Here is a 22,017-nt window from a genome sequence, read left to right on the forward strand (position 1 = left end):
CTGGAAACGCTGCGGGGCAATCTGGTCCTGGGCGCCGCATCGAACCAGCAGGCGGGCGGGGCGCTGGCCGCCACCGCCGGCGGCGCGCTGCAGGCCTTGGGATCGGCCGCCGCCGGGCAAGGCCTGACGCTGCGCGCGGGCACGGACGCCACGCTGGGCGGCATCGCCGCCGCGCAGGCCGGCAACGTCACCGTCACCGCCAACCGGAATCTGACGACCACCGCCGACGCCCGCATCCAGGCCGCCGACGCCATCGACCTGCAGGCAGGCGGCGCGCTGCAGAACGCCGGCATCCTGTCGGCCGCGGGCGCGGCCACGTTGCTGGCGGGAACCACCCTCGACAACACCGGTTCGGTGCTGGCGGGCGGCGACGTCAATGCCACCGCATCGGGCGCGCTCAGCAACGCCGGCCGCTTCATCGCGGGCGTTGGCGAAGACGGCGCGCTCAGCCTGCCGGGCAGCGTCAAGCTGACCGCCGCCTTCATCACCCACCCGGGCATCAGCGCGGCCGGCAAGGATATGACCCTGTCCGCGGGCGGCATGGACCTGTCCGCCGGCAACCTGTCGTCCATCGGCAAACTCGCGCTGACCTCGCCCGGCGACATCGCCACGCGCAACGCCGTACTGCACGGCGGCAGCCTCGACATCTCCGCCGCCAACCTGCGCAACCAGGGCGGCAAGCTGACGTCCGCCGGCGACGCCGTGCTAACACTGGGCGACGAACTCGACAACACCACCGGACTGATCGCCGCCGCCGGCAATGTGCAGATCGAAGCGGCCCGCGTCGGCAACGCCGCCGGCACGCTGGCGGGCGGGGACCTGACCCTGGCCTCGGCCGGCGCCGTCGACAACCGCGGCGGCCTGATCCAGGCCGACGAAACCCTGACCCTGAACGCCGCCAGCCTGGACAACAGCGCCACGCTGACCGCCGCTTCCGCCCCGCCCAAGGGCGTGCTGGGCAAGCTGGTCACCATCGTTGCCGACCGCGTCAACAACCAGGGCGGCTCCCTCAGCGCCGGCCAGGACCTCACGATCACCACCGGGGAACTGGACAACGCCGGCGGCGAAGTCGCCGCCCAGCGCTATGCGACGATAGACGCCGCGCTGCTCAAGAACAGCCAGGGCAAGGTGATGGCCGGCGAACGCCTCGCCATCATGATCCAGGCCCTGCAAGGCCTGGGCGCCCTGCAATCCGCACAGGACCTGTCCTTCACCTACACGGGCTCGCTCAACCAGACCGGCGACATCGCCGCCGGCCGCGACCTGAGCATGTCCGTCGGCGGCGCCATGGACAACAGCGCCACCGTCAGCGCCGGCCGCGACCTGACCATCACGGCCGCCTCGCTCAACAACCAGGCCAGCGGCGAGCTGCTGGCCGGGCGCAACAACACCATCAACGTCACCAACGGCCTGACCAACTCGGGCCTCATCGACGGCGGCGCGACCAACATCAACGCCGGCCGCGTCGACAACTTCGGGCGCATCTACGGCAACACCATCTCGATCCGCGCGGGTGAACTGGTCAACGGCGCGGGCCCGGGCGGCGGCGCCGTCATCGCCTCGCGCGGCGACCTGGACCTGGGCGTGGGATCGCTGGTGAATCGCGACCACGCGCTGATCTACGCGGGCGCCGACCTGCGCATCGGCGGCGCGCTGGGCGCCAACCGCAAAGCCATCGGCCAGGCCGTGTCGCTGCTGAACGCGTCGGCGACGATCGAGGCGGCGGGGAATGCGGCGATTTCGGCGGCGTCGCTCGTCAACCAAAACACCAGCTATGCGAGCGAGCTGGTACAGGTTTCGTCTGCGCGCAAAATCTACTACACGCCCGCCGGCACGACCGATATGTACGATTCGGCCGATCATTGGCTTTGCGATGAAGTCACGGCGCTTTGCGGCAAGACTCCTGATTGGCTGGATGATGATCCCGAGCGCAGATTCCTGCTCCCTTCCACCAAGTATCCGTACGAGCGCTACGGTCCGCCGTTCGACTACTCGCTCGGTGGTCGAGGCAAGGCGGGCGTCAGTACGCCGATCACCTTGCCGTATGTCCCCGCCAGCAGTGGGTGCAGCGGCGGAGATGCCGCGGACGTCTGCTGGGACAATCCTGAAAAATTCGTTTATAGCCTCGATTCGCGCGTCTGGTCCGTTTTTGGGGTGACGCCTCCGGCACCGCTCCCAGAATGGGTGGAGCCGGAAACACCTTGCTTCGGCAATCAGCCCCGATGCGTTGAGGAAGCGGCCCAGCGTCGTGCTTATCAGGAAGCGCATGCCGCCCACATGGCGTCATTCATGGAACTGGATGCACGCATTCGGGAATTCAACGCGGACTTCCGTACGCGGCTGGTCGGAACCTTCACCTATTACGAGGTCGAAGAGACTGTCACCGAAACGCGCACAGTTTCTTCCGATCCCGGCAAGATTCTTTCAGGCGGCTCGATGACGCTTGTCGGGACCGTCACCAATGACAAGAGCCAGATTGCGGCAGGCGGCACGCTCTCCGTAAGCGGTCCAGCCATCAACAATATCGGCGCAGGTGGCCAGCGCGTCGTCAAACGCGTCGGAACCGCCACTGTCACTCAGGCCCGAGACAGCGATCGCAAGGAATACTCGGAATCCTACGACCGTACCCTTGTCGCGGAAGCCATTGACCTTCCCGTTGGCACCTCCGGCGGAAACGCTTCGGTCTCGCTCACCGGAGGCGCTCCCGGCGCCAGCGGCGCTACCGCACCCGGCCCGGTACTGATTGCCAGCCTCGGCCTGCCTGATGGAAGCGTCGTGCGCACGGTCTCCAACCCGGCCACCATTCCCGACAGCCAACTCTTCGCCGTCAAAGGCACGCCCGACGCGCCCTACGTCGTCGCCACCGACCCGCGCTTTGTCGGCAACCGCCCCACCGTCTCCAGCGACTACCTGCTTGGCCTGTTGCAGCAGCCCGGCGCGCCCGTCGGCAACGCAGGCGCCTCCGGATCCGTCAACGCCGGCCTGGGCAACAACCCCGGCGGCCAGAACGCCCTGATCCCGGCCGGCGCAAAATTCCTCACGCCATCCGGCCAACCCCGTCGCCTGGGCGACGGCTTCTACGAACAAAAGCTCGTCGCCGACCAGATCCTGGCCACCACCGGCCAGCGCTTCCTGGAAGGCTTTGGCGACAACGACAGCCAGTACAAGCAACTGCTCGCCAACGGCGCCCAGTTCGCGCTGGACAACGGCATCAAGCTGGGCGTCGCACTCACCGAAGCGCAGCAGCGCCAGCTCACCACCGACCTCGTCTGGCTGGTCGAGCAGACCGTCACGCTGCCCGACGGCACCACCGAGACCGTGCTGGTCCCGCAGGTCTACCTGCTGGTGCAGGAAGGCGACCTGAAGGGCGACGGCACCCTCATGGCCGGCCGCGACGTCAAGCTTGCGGCCGACGGCGACATCAACAACAGCGGCACCATCGGCGCGCGCGACGCCACCGTCATGACCGCCGCCAACATCGTCAACCAGGCCGGAGGCCTGATCCAGGGTTCTGTTGTCGACCTGGCCGCGCGTGAGGATCTGATCAATCTGGTGTCGCTGATCAAGGGCGACAACGTCGCGCTGTCGGCGGGCCGCGATATCGCGCTGACTTCAACATCGGCGTCCGAGAACTATGGCGCGACGTCGGGCTCGTATATCTCCGGCGTATCGCGCGTGGACGCGGGCAACCTCAGCATGCAGGCCGGCCGCGACATCAACCTGGCTGCGGCGCAAGTTACCGCCAAGGAAGACGCCCGCCTGCAGGCGGGCCGGGATATCAATCTTGCCACGCTTACGCAGAGCCATAACGAATCGCTTGTGCGCAATAGCAAGAACCGCCACGATCTGAGCACCAGCAGCGAAATCGGGACGGTCATTGCCGCTGACGGCAATCTCACGCTGATTGCGGGACAGGACTTCAACGCTCGTGCAGCGGATGTCATGGCCGGCAATCAGTTGGGCGTTGCAGCAGGCCGCGACATCAATATCGGAGCTGGAGAAGCCTCGGCTTCTGCCCGCGACGAGGTGTATTACAAAACCCGTGGATTTCTCTCCAGCAAGACCACACATCAGGCCGACTCGATGGCCTGGACCCAAGCGCAAGGATCGACCTTCAGCGGGACGGATGCGGTTTTCCAGGCGGGCAGGGACTTCTCGCTCAACGCCTCGCAGATTCTTGCCAGCAAGGATCTCATCGTCGATGCGGGCCGCGATCTGTCGGTGACGGCGGGAACCAACACCTATGGAGAAAGCCACTACGAACGGGTGAAGAAAAGCGGCCTGTCCACCGGCGGCTTTGGCATTTCGTACAAGAGCAGCGATTCCAAGACTCTGCAGACTGTCGACGGAATCACGCAGAGCGACGCGCGCAGTCTCCTGGGAACCTCGGGCGGAAACGTCATCATGACGGCTGGCCGGGACGTCCTGATTGCGGGCAGCGACGTCGTAGCGGGCAAGGCCGCGGGTGGCATCGCGGGAAAGACGGGCAACATCGATATCCAGGGCGAGAACGTCGCCATCGTGGCAGGTCGCGATGTCGAAAATACCCACAGCGAATACTCGCTCAAGGAAAGCGGCTTCGGAGTTTCCGTAGTCGGCACCTTGATGGACACCGTCAAGAACCTGTCCGCCGCCGGTTCCGCCAAATCCAAGGCGCAAGAACTCGGCCACAGCGGGGCCACGACGCCCGGGGTCTCGCTGTCGTACAGCAGCAGCAAGAGCAGCGGCTCGTTCGACTCGTACAGCCAGGTAAGCAGTGGTTCCTCGCTGAGCGCCGCGGGCGATATCCTGATTCGTGCGACCGGCAACGGCTCGCGCGATGCCTCGGGCCGGGCGCTGGATGGCGACGTGCTGATTTCCGGCTCCAGCCTGCGCGCCCAGGGCGGTGTCGTACTGGATGCCCAGCGCAACATCGACGTCGTCGGTTCCGACAATCGTCAAAATCAGACCAGCGAGGAATCGAGCAAGAGCACCAGCTTCTCGATAGGCAGCATGAGCCTGGGCGACATCGGACGCGCGATCGATGGCGGGCCAAATTCCAGCGGCGTCAAGATGTTCCCCTACGGCAGCGAATCGGCGCAGTCCGATGAATTGTCCTCCGGCACGTGGCAGACGTCATCGCTCATCACCGGCAACAGCGTTCATCTGAACAGCCGTGACGGCGACATACGCATCGCCGGATCGGCCATCGACGCCATTAACAACGTGGGCCTTTTGGCCAACCGCGGCTCGATCGTCATCGATACGGGCAGCGCGACGCGCGACCACAGCAGCAGCTACAGCAGCAAGACGGTGGGTGATCTGGGTCGTGAGGGGAGCGGCTTTTCCGTTGGGGTGCGCAGCAGCAGCGGCAGCCTGAATGAGCACAGCAGCACGCCAAGCGCAGCCGGCAGCACCATTACCAGCCATCTGGGCGACGTCTCGATCGTCGCCATGGAGGACGTACTGGTGCGTGGAAGCGATATCCGCGCAGGCCGCGATCTCCTCATGGTCGGCCAGTCAGTCGCCATCGAAGGCAGCTACGACACCAGCGTCTATCGCCAGTTCCAGGAGACCAGCCAGATCGGCGTAACCATCAGCGCCAGCAATCCGGTCGTCAGCGCCGTGCAGAGCACCAACCGCATGCGCGAGGCCGCGCAGGAGACCAACAATGGCCGCCTGCAGGCCATCGCAGCAGTCGCGGCAGGCCTGGCGGCCAAAAACGCTTTCGACGCTGTGGCCAAAGACCCCGCCAAGGTCGGCGGCATCAACATCAACATCGACCTGGGCGCCAGCAGCGCCAGCCAGACGAGCAGCGGCCAAAGCAGTACCGCAAGCGGCGCAGCCATTTCAGCGGGCCGCGACATGATGATCATCGCCGCCGGCAAGGGCGACCAGTCCGACATCATCGTGTCGGGATCTGACCTTGCCGCGGGCCGCAACATTGTCCTGGATGCGCAAGGCGACATCCTGCTTACCGCCCAGCAGAACACCGCCAGCCAAAAGACCGACGGCAAGAGCAGCAGCGCCAGCATTGGCGTGGGCTTCTCGATTGGGGGAACCCAGAACGGCTTCAGCATCAACCTGGGTGCGGGTGGCAGCAAGAGCAAAAGCAATGGCGAGGATGTGACGTGGAACAACACGCACGTGCAGGCCGGCAACGTGCTGACCATGAACTCCGGCGGCGACACGGTCCTGCGCGGCGCGCAAGCGAGCGCCGACCGGATCCTGGCCACGGTGGGCGGTGACCTCGTCATCGAGAGCCTGCAGGACATCAGCAACTACACGGCGCGCGACCGTAGCGTGGGCGTGCAGGTAAGCCTGTGCATTCCGCCCATCTGCTACGGCGCAAGCTCGGTCAGCGGCAACTACGGCAACACCAAGATCAACAGCCAATACGCCAGCGTCACGGAGCAGTCCGGCCTGTGGGCGGGCGATGGCGGCTTCCAACTCGATGTCGCCAAGAACACCGGCCTGATCGGAGGCGTCATCGCCAGCAGCGACAAGGCGGTCGCCGACGGCAAGAACGTCCTGATCACCGGCACCCTCACCAGCCGCGACATCGAGAACCGCGCCAGCTACGAAGGCCAGTCCATCCAACTGGGCGGTGGCGTGAGCTTTGGCGGCGGCAAGGACGACGGCAAGAACAAGAGCAACATCGGCACCGACGGCAAGGGCGAGGTCGCGGGCGGAAGCAAGGCCACGCCAAACTCAAACCTTCCAAGCTCGAACGGCGTGAGCATGGGTGTGCCGGTGGTGGCGGGAGCCAGCGGAGAGGCCAGTTCCACCACGCTCAGCGGGATCAGCGGCGGCACGATCGTCATCCGTGACCAGGCGGGGCAGAAAGCGCTGACGGGGCAAACCGTGGCCGAAGTGATCGCCGGATTGAACCGTGACACCAAGGACACGCTGAACAGCCTGGATCCGATATTTGATGAGAAGGAGATTCGGACGGGGTTTGAGATTGTCGGGGAGGCTAGTCGGCAGATGGGCCAGTTCCTGACGAATCGGGCGAATGAGGCGGATGCGCTGAGGGCGCGTTCCGAAGACAGTAGCCTTTCCGAAGCAGAGAGGCTTGAGGCGATAAAGGAATACTACAAGCTGGATAGCACTTGGGGGCCAGGGGGAACGTATCGCCTTTGGGTTACCGCCATTCTCGGTGCAGCGGCCGGCAACGTTACTGGCGGAACAGAACAGTTTGTGCAAGCCGCTGCGGTCAACTATCTCCAAGGCATGGGTGCAGCGCAGATTAAAGCGCTGAGCCAGCAGTTGGGTGGAGAAGGTTCGATTGGGCATACGGCTTTGCACGCCGTTCTAGGCTGCGCAGGGTCAGCAGCGCAAGGAGCATCGTGCGGCGCAGGTGGGGCAGGCGCGCTTTCGAGTGTTGTGCTGAACAAGCTGCTCGATAGCCTGAAGGATGACCAGAATAAGGAACTATCGCCGTCAGACCGACAGGCCCGTCTTGATTTGGTCAGCAGTATCGTCGCCGGTATTGCTGCAGCGGTCGATCCTTCCGCAGCGCTGCCCGCACAACTCGCTGCGCAAATAGAAGGTGAGAACAACTACCTCAGCTCGGCGCAGGGCAAGCAGAAAGCTCAGGAGATTCTGGATTGCAAATCCTTTGCCTGCACGGTCATGGTGGAAGTCAAATGGGAGGCAATTCACCATGGGCAGGACGTCAGTTACTACACCGGCGTGGTGGCAGCGGTCCCAGCAAGTTTGTACGACCTCGCGAAAGGTCTTGTGACGATTGGCGCGAGCCCTTTGGAAACCTATGCTGCGTTGAAGGAACTATTCAGCAGTGATGATGTGCTCGGCACAATCGCCGAGGCGGAGAAGCAGTCATATATAGAACGCATTACTCGAATGCAAGAGGAATACCAGCGGGCAGGTGCTGGAGGGGCGTTTAATGCGGGGCTGGAAGGTGGCAAGTTGCTCCTCGACGTTGCCGCCCTTGTGTCGGTCGTAGCGGGTGCGACCAGAAGCGGGGCGATAATTGCTGAGAAGGTTGGGGCCAAAGTTGCGAGTAGGGGAGGGGAAGGCGCGGGTCGTATTCCAAAAGGACCTGCCAATGCCGGGCGTGAACCGACTCCTGTTTTTAAAGATGCCGATACAGGCGTGAATGCGATTAAGCCCGTTGCTTCCAATAACACGGGCCGTATTCAGGAACTGGGTTTTGATCCGGACAAAGGGAAGGTTGCTCTGCATGAAGGTCAGGCAGCAGCCCAACTAGAGAAAACTTTAGGTGGAACCTTGAAGAGGACAGAGCCAATACAAGGTCAGAAGAACCCTGATTTCGTGTTTATTGATGGCCCCTACGCAGGAAAAACAGTGGATTTCATGTGGACTGATGCTGCCAAGTCCGACCAGATAAATCAGTTCTTTTACAATAATTCCTTGCAGAATCAACGGCAATTGATTCTTCATGTTGAGAAGGCTGATATTGTTCCTCTGGATTATAGAAATTTAAATTCAGTAAACCAGAGTATGGTTAATTCATGGATTAAGACGCTCACTCCTGAGCAACAGGGCAAAATTATTATTTTGAGGTGACTTCAATGGCGATGCTTATTTCTGTTGGCGAAGGCGGCGGGCCGCCTGGTGCAGGTTGGTCCGTTTCTGAAGGAGTGTTCGACTGCATTGTTGAGGCTACAAGGAAATTATTCAAGCATGATGAGATATGTTGCCTGAACAAAATATATGCGCCTCTTGATGAGCAGGGACAGAGTTTCATCGTTTTGGACTATGTGGATGTACGTTGCTTCAACCTGTTTTACTCTTATTGCAAGAGGGCGATGGAAGATTTTCCTCTTTCAGAAAGAGGTGGGATGGTTCCTGAAAGTCATATTCCAGGAATTTTGTGGAATTGGTCCGAAGTTCTAAGGATTATGAGGGAGGACTCCAGATATAGGGGGTCTTCATAAATAATAATACTGGGTCAAAAGAGGTGAATTAATATTATTCCCAGAGCGTAAATGCTGGAATTTCAGCGAGTGGATGGCTCTACGAACAGAAGCTCGTCGTATTGCACATGGTAAGCCCCCCATAGAAGCGTCGCTGTGGTGTGGATTTAGACGGTCAGTGCAACATGTCGTCCAACGCTTCAGCTGGAGTCTTGAACCCCAACGTCTTTCTGGGGAGGGCGTTTAGCTTGGCAGCGACTTCGTCAAGGTCCCGCTGCGCATAACTTGCCAAACCCGTTCTTTTTGGGAAGTACTGGCGCAATAGGCCGTTCGTATTTTCGTTGGTGCGCCGTTGCCAAGGGCAGCCCGGATCGCAGAAGTAAACGGCCATATGGGTGTCCATACTAAAACATCTGTGTGCTGACAACTCGACCCCTCGGTCCCATGTCAGGCTCTTTCTCAGAATTTAAGGTGTCAGACTACATTATCCTTGCGGCCGCTGCCGAAAATGTAGTCTGACACCTTTTTTTATTGCAGGCGGCGTTAATATGTCGGTACTTAAATAGGAGGTTATGTGAATAAACTTGCTGATGGCGATGAGTTGTGCAATGTAATAAGAAAGTTTGCGGATCTTGAATGGAGTAAATTTCAGTCGCGCGTGGTGGAGCTTGTGTTAAAAAATGGAACAATTTACAGGAGTGACAACTCTGCAAGGCCTCCATATACGTCGATTCGATTTAAAGATGAAGACCTTCATTTAGTTGATAAGTTGAAGCAAGCAATTGATAGCTATAACGGTGGTGTGAAATGGATCATGTTTCCCCACCAGCGGGTGAGCTTTCCTGACGTGAATTGGGTTATTGAGCCGGAGTTTGTTTCCCAAACGCTTGAAAGTGAGGCGAGGGGGGGTGCAATAAATTCGCAGGAATATATGGCCAAACATCATCCCGATTTTGCTCCATTAGCTTACGCGGACTTGCCGAATTTGGCGAAGCATGTGGAATCGGTTTTGGGAGGTGGGCTCTAGGCCATCGGTTTGCTTCAAAATATGGTGTCAGACTACATTTTCTTTGCGGCCGATGTCGAAAATGTAGTCTGACACCTCTTTCGACGCGCCCTACGTCGTCGCCACCGACCCGCGCTTTGTCGGCAACCGCCCCACGGTCTCCAGCGACTACCTGTTCGACCTGCTGCAGCAGCCCGGCGCACCCGTCGGAAGCGGCGGCGCCTCCGGCTCCGTCAACGCCGGCCTGGGCAACAACCCCGGCGGCCTGAACGCCCTGATCCCGGCCGGCGCAAAATTCCTCACGCCGTCCGGCCAACCCCGTCGCCTGGGCGACGGCTTCTACGAACAGAAGCTCGTCGCCGACCAGATCCTGGCCACCACCGGCCAGCGCTTCCTGGAAGGCTTCGGCGACAACGACAGCCAGTACAAGCAGCTCCTCGCCAACGGCGCCCAGTTCGCCCTGGACAACGGCATCAAGCTTGGCGTCGCCCTCACCGAAGCGCAGCAGCGCCAGCTCACCACCGACCTCGTCTGGCTGGTCGAGCAGACTGTCACGCTGCCCGACGGCACCACCGAGACCGTGCTGGTGCCGCAGGTCTACCTGCTGGTGCAGGAAGGCGACCTGAAGGGCGACGGCACCCTCATGGCCGGCCGCGACGTCAAGCTTGCGGCCGATGGCGACATCAACAACAGCGGCACCATCGGCGCGCGCGACGCCACCGTCATGACCGCCGCCAACATCGTCAACCAGGCCGGCGGCCTGATCCAGGGTTCTGTTGTCGACCTGGCCGCGCGCGAAGACCTGACCAACCTGGTGTCGCTGATCAAGGGCGACTATGTCGCCCTGTCGGCGGGCCGAGACATCGCGCTGACGTCCACGTCGGCGTCCGAGAACCACGGCGCCACCTGGGGCTCGTACGTCTCCGGCGTATCGCGCGTGGACGCCGGCAGTCTCAGCATGCAAGCTGGCCGGGACATCAACCTGACGGCGGCGCAGGTTACCGCCACGGACGACGCGCGCCTGCAGGCCGGGCGGGATATCAACCTGGCCACGCTGGAAGAAAGCCACGGCGAATCGCTGGTGCGCAACAAGAAGAACCGGCATGACCTTTCCACCAGCACCGAGGTCGGTTCGACTATCGCCGCAGACGGCAATGTCACGCTGATTGCGGGCCAGGACGTCAATGCGCGCGCGGCGGACGTGTCCGCCGGACAGCAGCTTGCCGTGGGCGCAGGCCGCGACATCAACCTGACCGCCGGCGTGCAAACCGGCTCGGCATACGACGAATCCCACTACAAGACCAGCGGGTTCTTGTCGTCGAAGACGACGCACACCATCACGTCCAGTGATTGGGCCGTCGCCAAGGGTTCCAATTTCATGGGCGATACCGTTGCGCTGATGGCCGGACGCGACCTGACCGTCCAGGGATCCAACGTCATCGGCGACAACGACGTATTGCTGATGGCCAATCGCGACATCACCATCGCGGCCGCGGATGAATCGTACAAGGACTACCAATACGAGAAAGTCACGAAATCGGGACTGGGTGGGGGCGGTGGCTTCAACATCGGTTACAGCAAGCAAGCACGAACCGATTGGATGAAGGGCGAGAGCGGCGGTTACTCCAGCAGCACCGTAGGCAGCGTCGGCGGCAACGTCACCATCGATGCGGGCCGCGATGTCGGCGTGTTCGCAAGCAACGTGCTGGCGCAGGACGGCGATATTTCGATCGCGGGCCGCAACGTCGCGATCGTCGCCGGCGTGGGCGAAGCCCGTCAGCACGAGTATCACGAGTTCAAGCAATCCGGCCTCACGATTGGTATCGCCGGAGGCGTGCTGGGCGCGGCGCAGCAGATTCACGGCACGCTCAAGCAAGCCGGAGACGCCAAGAGTGGCCGTCTGGCGGCTGTCAAAGTCGGGCAGGCCGCGTATCAGGCGGTACAGGCCGACCGCATGATGGATGCGGCGAAGGGCTCCGAGGCGACGACAGCGCAAAAGGAAGCCGCAAGTGCCCAGATCCAGATCAGCCTGGGCTCCAGCAAATCCGTCAGCGAGACCAAGCGCACGCAGGAAACCGCATTTGGGTCGTCCATCATGGCGGGGGGCAACGTATCCATCGTGGCGCTGGGCGAGAAGGGAGTTGCCGGGTCCGGGAACCTGTCGATTGTCGGGAGCGACGTCACCGGCAAGAACGTGCTGCTGGCGGCAACCAATGACCTCTACCTCTTGAGCCAGGCGCAGACCTCAACAGAAACCTCGACCAACAAAAACAGCGGCTGGAAGGTCGGCGTGGGCATCGGCGTGTCCGACAGCGGCAGCGGCGGTGGCATCAACATCTTTGCCAGTGGCTACGCGGGCAAAGGCAATGCCAACGGCAACGGCACGACTTATCAGGAAACCCAGATCAGCGCCCGCGACAACCTGACGCTGATCTCGGGCCGCGACACCGTGCTGATGGGTGCGCAGGCGCGCGCCGACAGCATCCGTGCCGACATCGGCCGCAACCTGACCATCGCCAGCCAGCAGGACACGGACCGCTACAACGCCAAGCAAAGCCAGGTCAACGCAGGCGGCAGCTTCAGCTTTGGCTCCATGACCGGCAGCGCGTATATCGGCGCCAGCATCGGCAAAACCAAGTCGAACTACGACAGCGTCATCGAGCAATCCGGCCTATATGCAGGGACCGGAGGCTTTGACATCTACGTCGGCAAGCACACGCAGCTGGACGGCGCAGTGATCGCCAGCGACGCGGAGGCAGCCAAGAACAAGCTGTCCACGGAGACATTCGGCTTTACCGATCTGCAGAACAAGGCCGCATACAAGTCCACGACCGTTGGCCTGAATCTGGGCATGTCGGGTGCGTTCGACGTTGCCAACAAGGGCGGTGCGAATGGCCTCGGTCCCTCTGGGTTGAGTTTTGGTCACACCAGCGGCAGCGATTCCGGCACGACCTACGCCGCCATTGCGCCGGGCACGATCGAAGTGCGCGGCGACAAGGAGACTGGCCGCGACAGCACGGCGGGCCTGAGCCGCGACACCGCAGGCGCGAACGGCAGCATCGGGCAGATCTTCGACAAGGACAAGGTCCGCGAGCAACTGGAATTCCAACAGGCGTTTGGTCAGTTGGGGATGCAGATCGCGGGCGATGTGCTGAAGGATTTGAGGAAGGATAACCCTGACCTCTGGGGAGAAGGCAAGGCAGGGGCGATTGCGCTGCATGCCGCAGTTGCGGGTATTGGCGCGGCGTTAGGGGGAGGGAATGTTGCTGGGGCGATTGCTGGCACTGTTGCGGGCGATCTGGCAAGCAGTCTGGTGCAGGAACAGATCCAGATGGCGGTCGCCGGGCTGCCGCCCGAACTTAGGGACACTGTTGCTAACGTAATTACGAATGTGATTGCAGGGACGGCTGGCGGACTCGTGGGAGGGGGAAGCGGCGCTGGAAGCGCGCTGGCCGCGGATATGTACAACCGGCAATTGCATCCCGACGAACGAAAGTGGGCGAAGGAAAACGCAGAAGGAATGCAGAAGTACGTCGCGGAGGCCACCGGGCAAAGCATTTCACTCGAAGAGGCATATCAGCGCCTGCTGTCAGCGGGTTATGCGATTGTTGATGAGCGGGCCGACCGAGCCGGCAGCGCGAACAGTGATGAGTTTGCACGACAGTACATTGCTGACAACAAGCCGGCCGGATTGTTCTCGGCCAGTCCCGCGGAGAGACGGGACTATCTGTTAAACGGCAATGTGGATGGTACGTGGACACCCGAGCAGCAGGCACGCTTTGGCGTCAAAACACCTGGAGAAAATGCAAGTCGAAAAGTCTCAGTGGCTGAGGCTTATCTAGGCAAGCCGTGCGGTGCTGATTGTGGCTCGAAATTTTCGAGTATCAATGATGCAATTCTTGCTCTTGAAGTGGCGAAGAAGTTCTATCAGGATGATCCTTCGAGTGTGGATCTGATAAATCGCCAGATTGTTCAGTTGCGCGATGGGATTACCGATGACGAAATTGTCAGAGGAGCAGCAAGTTATCTAGCAAACTTAGACAAAGAGGTAGCGTACTCGCTACTCGGCACACCGAAAACGGCGGAGATATTTCAGAAGTTCAATGCCAAACTTGTCGGCGAGAACATCCTCGCAAAAGATATAAATAGCGTTGCGGATAGAATATTATCCGCCAATCGTGTTGGTAGTAGTTTGAAGAGTGATACGTCACACATTGCAGCGAGTTTCCTTACAAAAGAGCAGCTCGCGTTGGGGGAAGTTTTCATGATCAAAGGTAATGATGGGATAAATAGAATATTATTGCAAACGCCTGGTGGCCTTAACGGAAAATCGGGTATATATGAATACATTCTTGATCCGTCGAGCAACGTGACTCATCAGAGATTTATCGAGAATGGACTGATAAATGGGATCCCGAATCAACGCCCACCGAAGGTAAAGTGATATGTATTTTCCTGTTATTCCAATTCCATTAATTTACAGTTGCGTGGATTTGTGTTGGCGAGATATTGTCTGGGGGTATGAGCGGAAGCTGGTCGATTTGAAGTTTATCGTATACGTGGCGGAATTTCATGTGTCAAACGGTTCGGATAATCCTTTGGAGGTGGAAATAATTTGTTTGGATGAATTTGATGTCGAAGAGATTGAAAAGAAGCTGAATTCCCTCGCCGATCAAGAAGGACCGACGCACGCTTTGGATTCGCAAAAGAAATGGCTTTTCATCGCTCTCAAATGGCTGTTTGACAATAAAGATAACGTGTCTGATCCGCTGGGGTTGGTAGAGTTGATTTATGAAGACTTTGACTTTCCCGAGGAATTGGAAAATTTCGTTCGCTATATGCCACCGCAAGATGGATATAGGCCTGAGGAACACTCTCAACAGCAAAATATGGAACGGATTTTCTATAACTGGCATAGCTACTTGGAAGGTATGGCTGCTTACTTAAGGGCGGGAAATGGTGGGGACGCAGGGGCTGTGTAGTATTTAAGAGATTCTCTATCCCGATTGCGTTGATTGCATGGATGGCAGGCTTCGTGCCTATGCAGCTGTGGCGGAAAATATTGTTGATTTTTTATTGCCGACCTTTTGTGGTTTTCCATAAAAAATTTAAGGTGTCAGACTACATTTTCCCAGCGGCCGTTGCCGAACCTATTAGTCTGACACCATGTTTTCTGGCAGCGCTAATAAGTCGGTCGATGAACGCAGGCAGCCCCACTGCAAATGACGAGTTTTGTGCCAATTTGGAAGCGTTATTGAGCCGACAGGTAGTGCCTAAACCTCGCGGAAGGACTATTACGGTGATTAAATGACGAATAACTTGATACGGACCGCGTGGGCGAACGTAAAGGCAAATAGCAAATTTATCTGTATTCAGACATATTCTGGGTATGCAAGTTGCCGGGCTGATCACCGCGGTGCTGTACATTGGCTAACTCCCACCGCGTCTGATGAAGAGATCGGTACAGCGCTGTTAAATGCGCTTTCCAAAAGTCGGTTTGTCTTGCCTGGTCCGAGAACTGATGTCTGGGTTCATCCCGATGCAACGTTTGATGCTGAGCTTTACGACCTTAAAAAGTTGGGTGAGGGGTATACAAATTGGGTCGAATCAATAAAACTGCGTTACGGCTACACGCAAAGAAAACTAATTTTTAAAGATATGAAGAGTTGTTCTTTTATGGCGCGATTGGGCAAAATAATTATGATGCCTAGCCACCACGAAAAGCTCGAAGCGTGGAGTGGAGAGGGGATTTCTGAAGACGCTTATGTCATTGTTTCTGGAGATTCCTCGCCAAGCGAAATAGGGGCTGGGGTGAGACTAGCCTTGGATCGATGCAGTTGAACGCTTGAGAACTGGGCATTCAAGTCGTTAGGTAACTAAGAGAGTAAAGCAGGACGTCAGTCTGTAGGTGTTAACTCCGCATGCTGTCGCATATGCGTCAGTTATTCGTACGCACGCGTGTGGTTCATCAAGCAAAAGCTCTGGGCGTTGTTGCAGCTTCTTCCAAATGCGCGATGCAGAGTTAAAGTTCGATCAAACAAAAGATCCTATGTTCGAATTCAGAATCGCGGCCGCTTTTGCGGCCTTACTGCTATCTTCTGGTTGCTCATTCATAATGGGCTCGCCCCCCAAGGCGTTGTCAACGAACCCCGAGCCGCAGGAAACAATCAGTCCTGTACTGGTCTACACCTCAGATTGCGATTTTCAAAAGGAGATCGACGGTATAGGTCTGATAGGCGCCCGCACCACGTATCCGGCGGCCTATGCCGCAGAGGCGGTATGCAAAGCGCTGAATGCCCAGCTGCCCGGCGCCATGGACGCGGTTGGAGTCAAGGCAGCTTTCAAGTTGCGCAAGGTGGATCCCAAGACCGCCAGACCGTTGACCATGAAAGAGGACGCTGTCGTCATCGGCGCCAAGTACGTGGTCGCAATGGGTGAGCCCAATGGGTTCGGCGGCTATCAACAGTACGGGCCTTCCGTGGGGTTGCATATTCGTCTTTATGACGCAGAGTCGGGCGAATATCGTGGATGGGCAGAAGCGGACTATTCGATTTCGTTGCGCGATTTCTCCGCCCGCGGACCGGCGGGGGAGGCACAACGAATAGGGGCCGATATCGCGAATAAGCTGGCGCGGACGATGTTGAAGCGCTGCACCGAAGCGTATCCGTATCAATGCCAAAAGGTTGGAACCTTTCGGTTTGCAGAGCCAAGGGACGCGTACGGAAAGTGAAAAATGAAGATGCCAGACTACATTTTCCTAGCGATCTCTGCCGAAAATTTTGTCGGACTCCTTTTTTCTCTCGGACGGTGACTACATCATTACGTTTTCAGTGGTGAAAAATTGAATAAGTCAGAGTGGTATGTAGATCGAATATTGTGGAAGGCGCGAAGGCTCAAATTGGACGACTACTTGTGGTCGCGTTTTGAACTGTCGAATCCTGAAGAGGCAAAGGCCGTTAGCCAAGCAATGGTGAGAGGAGAAGTTCCTCTCGTTATATTTTGGAAAAACGATTCGGAATGGACCTTGCTCACCGATCAATATTTGAGGGGGGAAATCCATGGGATCTCTTCATCGGCATTTCTCGACGAGGTAAGTGACGTTTCGACCGTAAACGAAAAAAATGTCCCTCCGAACGAGTATAAGCGCGAGGCCGAATATGTTTCAGTGGGTAAGGGCAAAAAATTCTGGACGCCCGTGGGGGCTCCCCATTTCTCACTGAGGAATGTTTTGGGAATGTTCCCTTTGAACGTTCCCTAGAAACAAACGGCAAGCTATGGGTTGCGCTCGGTAGTGGAAAATTCAAGGTGTAAGACTAAATTTTCCCGGCGGGCGCCGCCGAAAACTTAGTCTGACACCTTTTTTTTTATTTCGTATAGGCCGGCGGGTCAAGCCTCCTCAGCAACGGCTGATTCGATGGCGACTGTGGAAGTAAACAATGAGGTTATCCGGGAAATTAATTCCGGAAAACACGCGAAGTTTAAGTTCCCGCGCTTTGAGAGGTGTTCATGAATAGTTGTCTTAGATTGCATTATCAGCGTCAACTAATATACGCAGGGATCGATGATTTTACGCCAAATGGCGTGTTTCTTACCTATATTGGAGGGCGCGATAGCAATAACGTTCGCGAATGGCAGCGAGAAGTCGTGGCGTTTCTTGAGGCAGGCGCCGAGCATGGGCTGCTTAGAGTGATGAATTGGAATGAATTATTTTCCTCTTCAGTGCCAGTAAATATAGAACGCTATTTGCTGGGAGGGGCTTCAATTCAAGATTTTAATTTGAATGAAAGTGTTGTCTGGAATTCTCTATATTTTTTTGGGACGGAGAATTTCATCGAAGATATGGAGCTGCTTGGCTTGCGGACGTGGGATGCGCTCGTGCCGACGGAAAATAAGAAATTCCTTAAATTTATTCAAGAAAAATATCGGGTTGATCTTGGGTTGTAATAGAAAATAAGTATCGGACTGCATATCCATTGTGACCGTTGCCGGATTTAAGGTGTCAGACCACATTTTCCTTGCGGCCGCTGCCGAAAACGTAGTCCGACACCTTTTTTTCGGAAATGGGCTTCCTCTCCTTAGTCATGACGTATGTGCATTACGCTGTTGTGAATGAAACCTGCCCTGTTTGTGGGCAGGGAAGAATCCTTGTAACGACAGATCGAGGGGGCGATTCTCTCTTTGTTGTATGCGAAGATTGCGAATCTGAATGGAGTGAGCCTCAACAGTCGAATAATTCTGCGCTGGTCGATGTAAATGGGCACGCAAGTATGCGATTTGTGGAGCCTCGTGAATTGATCGGGCATCCATGGTATTCATTCTTGTTGAATGACTAGTTGAAAAATGTCGCCGTAAGCTCCCCCTCAGGTAGGCACAAAAAATAAGGTATCAGACTTAATTTTTTCAGCGATCTCTGCTGAAAATGTTGTCTGATACCTTTTTGCAAGGCTCTATCAAGGAAAATTCAGAGCAGGCTCTATACTGTTGGGTGAGTATAAAAAATGGAAGAATTGGAATTCAACGAGTTAAGATCTCCCTCCATGCGGAGAGAGCTAATAGATTATTTGCGAGGGCTTTCGGATGCGTGCTATCAGCACTGCGCGTGGGTAGAGCATAAGTACCCCATCGGCGGTTATGATGAGTTGGATTACGCGATTCATTTCCTTTACGACGACACAAAGCTCGCAAAGGATCCTGGAGCCACTGTAGGATCAATTCTCAAGAATCGTGAGGAAGTTGATTGCATTGAAATTTTGATTGAAAAATTGAACTTAATATTTTTCAAGTATGGTTTAGGCCTGACTGATGGCGAATATATAGAAAAGCCAGAGTGGCGAGAAGTTATTCAAGCTGCCGCAAATGCTAAGAGTTGTTTGGAAAAGTGAGCCGGTTCAGAGCTAATATAAGGAAGTCAGGCTCTGAGGTGTCCCCACGGGAAAAATAAGGTGTCAGACTACATTTTCCTTGCGGCCGATGCCGAAAATGTAGTCTGACACTCTTTTTTTAGCGAGCGAAATGCTCTAACACATTCCAAAATTCGGATCTAGTTGAATAACGAGGTCGCGCGATGAAGATGCAGCAATCTGTATTTTGGGTGGATAAGAGCGGCATGAAGTTCCACCTTTCTAGTCCAGTCTCTGAATGGCTGTTTTCATCAAAGTTCTGGTCTGACGTAAATTCTAAACAGGGTACGATGTTCGATCAGTATGAAGAGGACGAGGCTGATGTTCCTATGGTTAGTGCGGTCATTGATGCGCTAGATCAGCGCGTCCGAGGTTTGCGGGAGCTCAATGTAAGAGATCTTGAGTTTATATATCGCTGGACTGAGGAGCGCATTCCCGTGCGTTCCTGGATATCCAAAGACGTCTTATTGTGTGAGTTAGGGTCGCTCCGTGATTTTCTTGCGAATGCCGCAACTGAGAATTGTGGCGTCGTCTTCTCTCTTTAAACCTCTGAATAGTTAGATGAGCGCGTCAAGAAGTCAAAATTTAAAGTATCAGACTATGTTTTCCCGGAGAGATGGTAGTGCCATCCCTCGAGGGAGAAGTTGCAAGTATTTTAAGGGGGGCGGACTACATTTTTCCGTCATCCGTTGCGAAATGTGTAGCCCTGTACCTTTAAATTTGTCTTGAGCTACTGATGCCGAAATACAAAGATATTTTCTAGACCTTTCAGGGTGGGGCGCGGAACCGCGGCCGCTCGGAATATTCCGGGTAAGGCAGAAATTTATGTAGTGAAAATCCCACCGCTCGGGAATATTATCTTCGCGATTTTTGGCCGGTCGTCAATGCACGCCGGTGATACGTGGATAGGCTAGAAATAGAATTCCTGAGGTGGTTGTGAATATTGAACATGAAGATGAAATCGTTCGAGCAGCGTTTGGGCAATGGGTGTCAGGCCTCTTTGCTGCTGTGTGCGGATGGAATCCAAACTCTACATTTCAAGAGCAGAAAGAGGCGTTTTTTATGCTTCTTGAAAAGATGCTTAAGAATGGCAAAGTGATGTTTATCGTTCCAGGAACTGATTGTTATGTCTCTCCGGAAAATTCTTGGCCAAAACTATCCATAGAAGATCCCGAGGCGCGTTGGAGGGCGCCGATTTCTGAAATTATGGATTTCGTGCGCAATAAGTGGCCTAGGGAGGTCAATGATATGAACGATCTGGAACTTACATACTACTTTTACGATCTGCCCGGGTTGATTTGGGTTGGCGAGGATGGAAAGCTGGTTGCATCCTAGTGAAGAATAAAGTTGCGGACTGCAATTCTCATGCGGGAGCGCCTCATAACCTGAGGAAACGTAGTGCGAACCCTGACTTCAGTCTTATTTCAGTCCCAATTTTTGGATTAAGCAGGAAAATTCGAGCCTAATGTGGTAATTAAATGAGTGAAAAGCGCGTAAAGATGCACGGAGGGTTCCTTCTTGATCAATAGCCGAGGCCGGCTTATCAAGCGCGCTAATCATTACGACCGTCAAGTGCCGCAACAAAGCGAGCCTGATCCATTCATTCAACACCCTTACGGAAGTTCCGATGTCCAGATTTGTACCTACGCTGCTTGCCTCGATTTTCGTGCTCGCTTCCTCTTCGGCATTGGCGACAGGCAGTTCGCCCGCAACGGCAAGCGACGCGCTCCGCCTGTTCGCGCGATGCGATGCGTCGTTGTTTAATGCGCTGAAGGAAAATCCGAATCTGTTTGGAACAGCGGCAGAGATAAAGAAAAGGGGCGAGGCGGCGACCCTCGCGGTTGGCAACCCGCTCTCGGAGAAGGGGCGGGACCAGGTCTTTAGCGAGCCGCTTGAGGTTGACGGGCTGCGCCTGATCGCGTGGCACGATGAAGTTTCCTATGACTTGGACTTCGGCGGCTTCCTATTCTGGGGGTTCAAGGCGGAAGGCAGCCTCAAAGCCGTGGCCAAGAAAATCAATGCCGTATTGCCCGCCTCGGGAAAACTTGTCGGTGGGGGCGATGTATGGGCTCGTGCCGAAATTCGTAGGGTTGGCGACCCGGCTGATTTATGGCGCCCGAGTGGCCTCGGCACCAGTACGGTGACTCCGAAGGGTAGCGTCGAGCGCGTGCTCATGCTCCAAAGTGACACCGCCGACCAGACCAACGTATTTTGCACGCTCCAGGGTTCAATTACGCCAACGCTGCTCCTGGCCCTGCGTCCCGACCTGACCAACGCCGAGTATCCGCAATGAAGCCGCTCTTCTTAGCAACGCTAGCTGTCCCCCTGGCTCTGCTTTCAGCCTGCGCCGTTACGCCGAGGGCGGCTCTTGCTGATCGGTCGCCCACTAGCCAGGCTAGCCCGTGCAAGCAGGCGACCACCTTGAAATTCACCGAGGACGGCCAAGGGTTCGAAGACCCGGACTACGCTATTCGGCAGCTGTCCACTTGTCTTTCAAGCTGGCCCGACGCGCCGGCCGGCTATCGGGCGTTGACGCTGCAAATGCGTGCCGTCGCTTATCGGCAAGAAAAGGACTATACGCATGCCATTGCAGACCGCGAGGAATCGTTGCGCTTGAGCCCTCCACGCACAGGTTGGGACATCATCGCACTTGCCAGCGATTATCGGGATGACGGGCAACCGGGGCGGGCGGTCGAGTTGCTCCGGAAAATGCTCCAGGACAACATGGGCCTTAGAGGCAAGGGTACAACCCCTGGCATGCCGAGTTACTACCATCTCGGCCGGTCGCTGGTCGAACTACAGCAGTGGTCGAGCGCTGCAGAAGCCTTTTCCGAAGGCATGAATTACCAACCGGATTATGTCTGGGCATACGCCTATCGCAGCCTGGCCTATGACCGGATGGAGCAGCCGGAATTGGCGCGGGCCGACATCGACAAGGTACGTTCCTTGATCAGGGAGTCCAAACCAGACGCCCGCGAGCGAGACCTCCAGGCCCTTCAGAAACCGCCATTCGCAGAGTTATTGACGAAGTATCCTCAGGCTAAGGTGCTTGGATTCAATTGATTATTAACTTAACGCGACAGGGCACATTCTCCCTGCAGCCGTTGAAAAAATGTAGTCTGAGCTAGCCCGGGTTTTCCGGACACCCGAAGAAGTAGACAATACTTGAAGGAGGTGTCCCATGGATAAATCCAAACCCGAAGCCAAGCCGAGCGATGTCAAGCGCCAG

14 protein-coding genes and 1 pseudogene are annotated in these 22,017 nt (G+C 56.9%); 14 read left to right on the top strand and 1 reads right to left on the bottom strand.

Annotated features, from left to right (window positions below):
• Positions 1-96 precede the first annotated feature (96 nt).
• Positions 97-8,532 carry a hemagglutinin repeat-containing protein gene (locus ABE485_RS29015; protein ID WP_346518711.1) on the top strand — a complete coding sequence of 2,812 codons (8,436 nt, stop codon included), beginning with the start codon at positions 97-99 and terminating at the stop codon, positions 8,530-8,532.
• A 5-nt stretch (positions 8,533-8,537) separates the two neighbouring features.
• On the top strand, positions 8,538-8,903 hold the full coding sequence (locus tag ABE485_RS29020) for a hypothetical protein (protein WP_346518712.1): 366 nt from the start codon (positions 8,538-8,540) through the stop codon (positions 8,901-8,903).
• Between the two features lie 154 nt (positions 8,904-9,057).
• Here ABE485_RS29020 and ABE485_RS29025 read toward each other — a convergent pair.
• Positions 9,058-9,345, bottom strand: a pseudogene (locus tag ABE485_RS29025) (IS30 family transposase); the annotation flags it as partial.
• 111 nt (positions 9,346-9,456) lie between these two features.
• Here ABE485_RS29025 and ABE485_RS29030 point away from each other — a divergent pair.
• The 12 genes from ABE485_RS29030 to ABE485_RS29085 all read left to right on the top strand — a co-directional run bounded on the left by ABE485_RS29030 (position 9,457) and on the right by ABE485_RS29085 (position 21,851).
• On the top strand, positions 9,457-9,909 hold the full coding sequence (locus tag ABE485_RS29030) for a hypothetical protein (RefSeq protein WP_346518713.1): 453 nt from the start codon (positions 9,457-9,459) through the stop codon (positions 9,907-9,909).
• A gap of 559 nt (positions 9,910-10,468) precedes the next feature.
• A complete protein-coding gene (locus ABE485_RS29035) occupies positions 10,469-14,332 on the top strand; it encodes a hemagglutinin repeat-containing protein (RefSeq protein ID WP_346518714.1) in 3,864 nt (1,287 codons plus the stop codon).
• Between the two features lies 1 nt (position 14,333).
• On the top strand, positions 14,334-14,870 hold the full coding sequence (locus ABE485_RS29040; RefSeq protein ID WP_346518715.1) for a DUF2247 family protein: 537 nt from the start codon (positions 14,334-14,336) through the stop codon (positions 14,868-14,870).
• A gap of 325 nt (positions 14,871-15,195) precedes the next feature.
• On the top strand, positions 15,196-15,729 hold the full coding sequence (locus ABE485_RS29045; RefSeq protein ID WP_346518716.1) for a contact-dependent growth inhibition system immunity protein: 534 nt from the start codon (positions 15,196-15,198) through the stop codon (positions 15,727-15,729).
• Positions 15,730-15,895: 166 nt separating this feature from the next.
• A complete protein-coding gene (locus ABE485_RS29050) occupies positions 15,896-16,618 on the top strand; it encodes a hypothetical protein (RefSeq protein WP_346518717.1) in 723 nt (240 codons plus the stop codon).
• Between the two features lie 168 nt (positions 16,619-16,786).
• Entirely contained in the window at positions 16,787-17,146 is a 360-nt protein-coding gene (locus ABE485_RS29055; RefSeq protein ID WP_346518718.1) for a hypothetical protein, read from the top strand.
• 248 nt (positions 17,147-17,394) lie between these two features.
• Positions 17,395-17,832 carry a hypothetical protein gene (locus tag ABE485_RS29060; protein ID WP_346518719.1) on the top strand — a complete coding sequence of 146 codons (438 nt, stop codon included), beginning with the start codon at positions 17,395-17,397 and terminating at the stop codon, positions 17,830-17,832.
• A 554-nt stretch (positions 17,833-18,386) separates the two neighbouring features.
• Positions 18,387-18,770 carry an SCO4402 family protein gene (locus tag ABE485_RS29065; protein WP_346518720.1) on the top strand — a complete coding sequence of 128 codons (384 nt, stop codon included), beginning with the start codon at positions 18,387-18,389 and terminating at the stop codon, positions 18,768-18,770.
• Positions 18,771-18,952: 182 nt separating this feature from the next.
• Positions 18,953-19,333, top strand: a complete 381-nt coding sequence (locus ABE485_RS29070; RefSeq protein ID WP_346518721.1) for a hypothetical protein — start codon at positions 18,953-18,955, stop codon at positions 19,331-19,333.
• Positions 19,334-19,724: 391 nt separating this feature from the next.
• Complete coding sequence (locus ABE485_RS29075; RefSeq protein ID WP_346518722.1) at positions 19,725-20,123, top strand: hypothetical protein; 399 nt, start codon at positions 19,725-19,727, stop codon at positions 20,121-20,123.
• Between the two features lie 292 nt (positions 20,124-20,415).
• Entirely contained in the window at positions 20,416-21,081 is a 666-nt protein-coding gene (locus tag ABE485_RS29080) for a hypothetical protein (RefSeq protein WP_346518723.1), read from the top strand.
• 128 nt (positions 21,082-21,209) lie between these two features.
• Positions 21,210-21,851: a tetratricopeptide repeat protein gene (locus ABE485_RS29085; protein WP_346518724.1), complete on the top strand. Its 642-nt coding sequence runs from the start codon at positions 21,210-21,212 to the stop codon at positions 21,849-21,851.
• Positions 21,852-22,017: the final 166 nt, after the last annotated feature.

Origin of the sequence: Achromobacter spanius, from assembly GCF_039673305.1 — a bacterium.
Lineage (GTDB): Bacteria > Pseudomonadota > Gammaproteobacteria > Burkholderiales > Burkholderiaceae_B > Achromobacter > Achromobacter spanius_F.

Bases quoted from the DNA above. Each gene is read 5' to 3' on its own strand.
- ABE485_RS29020 (WP_346518712.1), top strand. From the start codon at position 8,538: ATGGCGATGCTTATTTCTGTTGGCGAAGGCGGCGGGCCGCCTGGTGCA.
- ABE485_RS29070 (WP_346518721.1), top strand. From the start codon at position 18,953: ATGAAGATGCAGCAATCTGTATTTTGGGTGGATAAGAGCGGCATGAAG.
- ABE485_RS29045 (WP_346518716.1), top strand. From the start codon at position 15,196: ATGACGAATAACTTGATACGGACCGCGTGGGCGAACGTAAAGGCAAAT.
- ABE485_RS29040 (WP_346518715.1), top strand. From the start codon at position 14,334: ATGTATTTTCCTGTTATTCCAATTCCATTAATTTACAGTTGCGTGGAT.
- ABE485_RS29065 (WP_346518720.1), top strand. From the start codon at position 18,387: ATGGAAGAATTGGAATTCAACGAGTTAAGATCTCCCTCCATGCGGAGA.
- ABE485_RS29080 (WP_346518723.1), top strand. From the start codon at position 20,416: ATGTCCAGATTTGTACCTACGCTGCTTGCCTCGATTTTCGTGCTCGCT.
- ABE485_RS29060 (WP_346518719.1), top strand. From the start codon at position 17,395: ATGAATAGTTGTCTTAGATTGCATTATCAGCGTCAACTAATATACGCA.
- ABE485_RS29050 (WP_346518717.1), top strand. From the start codon at position 15,896: ATGCGCGATGCAGAGTTAAAGTTCGATCAAACAAAAGATCCTATGTTC.